Annotated in this window: 5 protein-coding genes; 2 read left to right on the forward strand and 3 right to left on the reverse strand. The window is 67.1% G+C overall.

Translation table 11 applies throughout. The features are described 5' to 3' along the window. The first annotated feature begins 181 nt into the window (after positions 1 to 181). Positions 182 to 2,947 (forward strand): AfsR/SARP family transcriptional regulator, encoded by a 2,766-nt coding sequence (locus AC0685_RS32575; RefSeq protein WP_478228999.1) that lies wholly within the window; start codon positions 182 to 184, stop codon positions 2,945 to 2,947. Between the two features lie 17 nt (positions 2,948 to 2,964). Here the strand turns inward: AC0685_RS32575 and AC0685_RS32580 are convergent, their stop codons facing one another. Continuing rightward, positions 2,965 to 3,291 (reverse strand): hypothetical protein, encoded by a 327-nt coding sequence (locus tag AC0685_RS32580; protein WP_478229000.1) that lies wholly within the window; start codon positions 3,289 to 3,291, stop codon positions 2,965 to 2,967. 160 nt (positions 3,292 to 3,451) lie between these two features. On the opposite strand from AC0685_RS32580, the gene AC0685_RS32585 reads away from it, so the two are divergent. After that, complete coding sequence (locus tag AC0685_RS32585) at positions 3,452 to 3,730, forward strand: hypothetical protein (protein ID WP_478229001.1); 279 nt, start codon at positions 3,452 to 3,454, stop codon at positions 3,728 to 3,730. Between the two features lie 342 nt (positions 3,731 to 4,072). Here the strand turns inward: AC0685_RS32585 and AC0685_RS32590 are convergent, their stop codons facing one another. Continuing rightward, positions 4,073 to 4,297: a hypothetical protein gene (locus AC0685_RS32590; protein ID WP_478229002.1), complete on the reverse strand. Its 225-nt coding sequence runs from the start codon at positions 4,295 to 4,297 to the stop codon at positions 4,073 to 4,075. Between the two features lie 590 nt (positions 4,298 to 4,887). Then, positions 4,888 to 5,625: an ANTAR domain-containing protein gene (locus tag AC0685_RS32595; RefSeq protein WP_478229003.1), complete on the reverse strand. Its 738-nt coding sequence runs from the start codon at positions 5,623 to 5,625 to the stop codon at positions 4,888 to 4,890. Between the last annotated feature and the right edge of the window lie 423 nt (positions 5,626 to 6,048).

Genomic DNA, 6,048 nt, shown 5'->3' on the forward strand with positions numbered 1-6,048 from the left:
CAAACGAGAAAGCCCTCGGTCGTGTCGGCAACGGTAAAACGGCGGCATTGCACCGGAATGGAAAGGAGGTAGCAAGCGCGACCTCGATCTCACTGGCGGCCCCACGCCCGCGTTAATCCATTTGTGCTTTCCTGCGAGGCTGCGGTATAGAGGAGTCTTCGGCGGTGTCTTGGGGGGCGCGGTGCGGTTCGGGATTCTCGGTCCGGTGGGGGCGTGGGGGACGCTGGGGCGGATCGAGCTGGGCGGGCCGCGCTCCCAGGCCGTGCTGGCCGCGCTGCTGGTGAACGCCAACCGGGTGGTCGGACTGGGATCGCTGGTCGATGCCCTCTGGGGCGAGGAGCCGCCGCCCACGGCCGTGGACACGATGCGCACCTACGTGTCCCGCCTCCGGCGCGCTTTCGCCGCAGCCGAACGCGGTGACAGGCTGGTCTCGGAAGCAGGCGGCTACCGGATCCGGGTCGACCCGGGTGAACTCGACCTCGACGTGTTCGACGACCATGTCGCGCTGGGGCGCGAAGCCGTCACGGCCGGCCGGTTGGCGGAAGCCGTGGTCGAGTTCGACTCCGCGATGAAACTGTGGCGGGGCAGCCCGTTCGCGGGAGTGCCGGGACCGTTCGCCCGGACCAACGCCGACGCGCTGGCGGAGACCCGGCTGGCGGTGCAGGAGGAACGCCTCGCGGTCGAACTGGAACTGGGAAACCACGCCGAGGTGATCGCCGAACTGCAGCGGTTGCGCACCGCCTACCCGCTGCGGGAGTCGCTGTGCGAGCAGCTCATGGTGGCGCTGTACCGGTCAGGCAGGCAGGCCGCGGCGTTGGACGTGTTCCGCCAGACCCGTGAACTCCTGGTGGCGGAACTGGGGGTCGAGCCGGGAGCGCGGCTGCGGCAGGCACATCGGAGGGTGCTGGAGCAGGCCGACCCGGTGCCACGGCTACAGGACGAATCCCCGAGGGACGAAGTCGGAGCGTGGGGTCCCAGGACCGCCGGGTTGCGCGGACTGCCGCCCGATGTCGCGGACTTCACCGGACGCCATGCCGAGACGAGCCTCATCTCGGAACTGTGTTCGGCGAGCGCCGACCGGACGTCGCCGGTGGTGGTCGCCGTCGACGGGATGGCCGGGGTCGGGAAGACGGCGTTCGCGGTCCATCTGGCGCATTCACTGGCGGACCGGTTCCCCGACGCGCAGTTCTACATCGACCTGTACGGGCACACGCCGGGTCTGCAACCGCGAGACGCCCACGATGCGCTCCACGTATTGCTTCGTGCCGTCGGCGTCCCCGCGGAGGCGATACCGGAGAACACGGAGACGCGGGCCATGCTCTGGCGCGACGCCCTTGCCGAGCGGCGGGCGCTCGTGGTGCTGGACAACGTGGGAGACGGCGTGCGCGTCGAATCCCTGCTCCCGGCCGGACCGGGCTGTGCCGTGGTGATCACCGGCCGGCATCGCCTGCTGGACCTCGACGGGGCGTGCCAGCTCACCCTTGATCCGCTTTCGCCCGCCGACGCGGGTCAGCTGCTCACCCGGATCGCGACCGCCCGCGGCGCCGAGTCGGACCGCGCGGCGATCGCCGAAACCGTTCGGTTGTGCGGCGAACTGCCGCTGGCCATCCGGATCGCCGGAGCCCGGCTGTCCCGGTCCCTGCCGGTGACGGCACTGCGCCGCAGGCTCAGCGACCAACGCGACATCGTGCCGCGGCTGCGTTCGGGCAGCCGCAGTGTCGCCGCGGCGTTCGCCCTGTCGTATCACCGGCTTCCGCCGGACTCGCGGCGGGCCTTTCACCTCCTCGGCCTCCATCTGGGTCCGGATGTGGATCGCTTCGAGGCGGCCGCGCTTCTCGGCACCTCACCTGACGACGCCGACCGGCACGTGGAGTCCCTGGTCGACGCGAGCCTGATCCAGCAGGTCAAGGCCGAGCGGTACCAGTTCCACGACCTGCTGCGTGCTTATGCGCGCGAACAGGGACTCGCGAGCGAGTCACAACCGGACCGCAAGCGGGCGCAGTCGCGGGTGCTGGAGTACTACGTGAACACGATGACGGCGGCTTATCGGCGGTTCTTTCCCGGCGACCGGGCCGGCGTCCGCCTCGCCATGCCGAAGGGACTCGTCCGTACCTTCAGCGGTTACGAGGAGTTCGTCGACTGGTCTCACGTCGATCAGACGAGTCTCAGCCTGACACCGAACACGGATACGGCGACACACCACGGCCGGGTGTCGCTCGAGGACTGGGTGCAGCTGCTCCGCCCCGGTCGCCCGCCCACCGGACAGAGCGGACCCGTACAGCCCGGCCAGACGCGGATTCTGCACGCCCTGGGAACACTTCAATACTGGATCGGCCGATGCGAGGACGCGAAGCGGACACTGCGGCACGCGATGACACAGTGCCGCGAGACCGGCGAACACCGCCGTGAGAGCGCGATCCTGCACACCCTCGGCGAGGTTCTCGTGACCGCGGGAACACCGGAGGACGCCGTCGGGGTGTTTCATCGTTGCGTCGAGTCCTCGCGCGCGCTCGGGGATACCTGGGGCGAGGCGGTCGCGTTGAACAGCCTGGGCGGCGCCCATCGGGTACTGGCCGAGCATGACTCGGCGCTGCGCTGCTGTACCGACGCGCTGCGCCTGCATCGTGAACTTCGCTCCAGCTGGGGAGAAGGTGTCACCCTCACCAATCTCGGCCGGTTGTACCGCTGTATGGGCCGTCCCGAAAAGGCGCTCGCCGCCTTCGACGAGGCGGTGGACTCACTGCGCGAAAGCGGTGATCAGCTCGAACTGGCGGCGGCACTCGTAGACCTGGGGTACGCCCGCAGGGCCGACGATGATCCGGAACAGGCCAGGAACGCTTGGGAAGAAGCCCTCCCGGTGCTCGGCATCCTCGCCGACCCGATGGCGGACGTCGTACGCGGTCATCTCCACGAACTGTCGCCGAAGTCCGAGTCGAATCGAGGCTAAGCTCGTGGCGGCACCGGTCAGCAGGCCCGGCCGGTGTTCTTGCCGAAGTAGCTGTACGAAGGCGCGGCGTCCTTGGGCGAGTTCCCGAGATGCCCCACCTCGTGCGGCGCGACGCAGATGTCGTGCTGGTAGATGTTTTGCACGCCGTTCCAATTCATCCACACCTGGACGACGACCTCCCTGCCGCCACTGTTGCAGTTGCCGTAGAAGTAGGCCGTGTGGTCGCCCCGGTCCTCGCTGTGGGTACCGCAGGTGATCAGCGCGGACGCGGGTGCCGCTTCGGCGGTGGCGGGCAGGGCGACCGCCGCGGCGCCGATGAGGATGGCGGTTGCGAGACGCTTCAACGGATGACCTCCTGTGATGAGACGACAGTGCGTGGCCGCGTGGGCGACCACATGACAGAACGTAAGAGCCCGGCCTTGCGGGCTCCTCGCAGATTCCCAGCACCGAGGAGGGTCGCTTACCGAAGCAGTCGGTTGTGCACCTCTTTGACATGCTGCCGGTATGGCGACGACGGAAACCGAGCCTGTTCAGGCGGCCGCGGGCAAGGGCGGGGGACTGGCCCTGGTGTGTCTGGCCGGTGAAGAAGGGCCCATCGGTCCGGGTAGCACATGCCGCAGGCGAGTCGGTTTCGGCGTTGAGACGGTGGTGGAGGCGGGCGATCGTGTGGCCGCAAAGCCATTTCATGGCCGGGCGGGTGAGCGTGTTCCCGGCGAGCCAGGAGCCGAGGTGGTTCACGATGTCGAATGGGCGCGTTCCCGCTATCTGGAAAACGTGCTCTGAGCGGCGAAGAAAGGCAGCGGCCAGCAGTGCCACAACAACAGATGGGTTTCGATGGAGCTGCGCATTGTAGCGGTCAAAGTTGAGAGTTGCTCCTACTGGCCGGCCAGCCGCGAACCCGCTGATTAGCCATTAGCGATGGCGAGGAGCGCACTGGGTGACTGGCAGTGATTGGCGTCCAGGGTAAACCTGCTTGGTCTCTTCTCCGCCGACCGGCTGTTCCGTCAGCGGCCACGCGTCGAGTCCGGGCACGGCCGTCCGGCGCGATCCCGATGACCTGGACAAAGCTGACGGGGTGTGGGCTGGAAGCGCCCACACCCCGTCAGGACGGCTGTGCCCGAGGGCTTACTTGGTGGCCTGGTCGAGCTCGGCCAGCGTCGCGGCGAGCTTGAAGTACTTGTTGGTTCCCAGGTCGCGCACCGTCTTGACCCCGAAGGCCGCGGCCAGTTTCTCCGCGTCGCCTTCGCTGACCCCTGCCAGTGCCGCGACGGGCGCGTCGAGGACCTCGGATACGGAGAGCTCCTCGTACGCCTTGTCCAACTGCTTGGCCAGGTCCACGGAAACAGCCACTGGTGCCATCCCTTCACACACGTTGTCGATTATGACGACACCACCCTATCGACGTGTGGTCCGCTTTGGTGTCCATGACCGAATTGTTCGTCACTATCACCGTGATGGAGCACCCGACCGCACCAAGATCATCACTCCGATGACGCGACCTCGCATGGACAGGGACGGTGTACTTGGCCGTGCACACCGCGATGCTCATCAGCGCCACAAGATCACTGAGCTGAGAATCTTGGTCTGCGTGGCGACATCGACATCGACGGAGGCCCCGTGGTGATCCGCCGAAGAGACCGCGTCCGCGCACGCCGGCACCGATGGACGATCATGGTGGTCGCTCCGGCGACCGAGCGCATCACCTGGTTCGCGGTGCGCGCGATCCCGCGCGCAGCCCCGAATTCCGGTGTGCGCATGCTGGCGGTTCCGCCTGCCTCGCGGGTTCTGGCGGCGCTGTCCGCCGAATGTTCATCGAGTTCTCCCGGAAGCGATCCGGTCAGGGCTTTCCGCAACGACCTCACCGCCCGACGAGACAGCGTAGGGAAGAGACACATGCCTCGGCGATCCAGCACGGCACCCTGATCGAGGGGCCGGGTCCGTCAGGGTGGCGGTCCGAAGTGGGTGGGGATGGTTCCTTGGGCGATCTGGGAGGCGAGATCGCTGAGTTTGTGGTGGTTGTTGCGGGAGTGGCTGCGTAGTCGGAGGAAGGCCTCGTCGACGGTGATCTGGCAGTGTGCCGCGAGAAATCCTTTGGCTTGTTCGATGACGATGCGGCTGTCCAGAGCGGTTTGGAGCTGGTCGATGATCGCCTCTTTGCCGAGCAGGACGCGGCGCTGCCGCAGACAGAGGACGGCGGTGTCGGCCAGCGTTTGCGCCAGGCGCAGGTCATGGCGGGTAGGTACTGAGGAGGCCGCGATCATCAGGTTGAGGGCACCGATAACGGTGTCGCTGTCACGCAAGGGCACGGCGGCGACGCTGGTGATGCCCGCGCGGAGGGCGCGCGGAGTGAACCGGGGCCAGCGCAGCGGGGCGGGGCCGTACCGGTGCAGTGCGGTCGGGGCGAGGGCGGTCCCGGTGCGGGTGCTGTCCACGCAGGGTCCTTCGCCCAGCTTGATCTGGTCTTCTTCGAGCCGGCGGCATATCTCGTCGGACGCGGTCACGTAGTCGACCTGGCCGTGCTTGTCCAGGAGGGTGATTCCCGCGGACCGGATGGGCAGCAGGGCTACCACGTGCGTGGTCAGGTCATGCAGCATGTCCAGCGGGTCGAAGTCGTCTCCGCGGTCCACCAGGTTGAGGACGGCTTCGGCGACAACGAATTCACGGTCGGTGGTGGGCAACGGAGCCACCCTTTCGCTTGGGCTCCCGACCACGGAGGCGCTGAACTGCGGGCACCTGTGAACTCAGGAGAATAAACCCGCAGGGGAGTACGACATGCCGCTGGCAGGTGTACGGCTCGCCTCGATCCCGGTCGGCCCGCCTGAGACCGCATTCCGGCCGGTTCCACACGGCCTGAGCAGCCTCACGATTCATTGCCCACCGTAGCAAGTTTCCACGCGGGAAAGGGAAACACGTATCGCTTCCTTTCGGTTGCTCCATCACGGAAGGCATTCGAGCGGGTCTGCCAAACACTTTGTGACCATGTCCGGCGTGCGAAGAACGAGCGGGCTAGCCTCGATCTTGCATGGGGTTCTGTGAGTTCGTCGGGATTGCTGCTGTGGTCGGGTTTTCGGTTGAAAGTCTTGCTGTGGGCAGGGTTGTGA

This window comes from Amycolatopsis sp. NPDC043889 (assembly GCF_056435645.1).

What these genes read in the sequence shown, in the direction of transcription:
- AC0685_RS32585 (WP_478229001.1), top strand. Translation starts at nt 3,452, where the DNA reads ATGGCGACGACGGAAACCGAGCCTGTTCAGGCGGCCGCGGGCAAGGGC.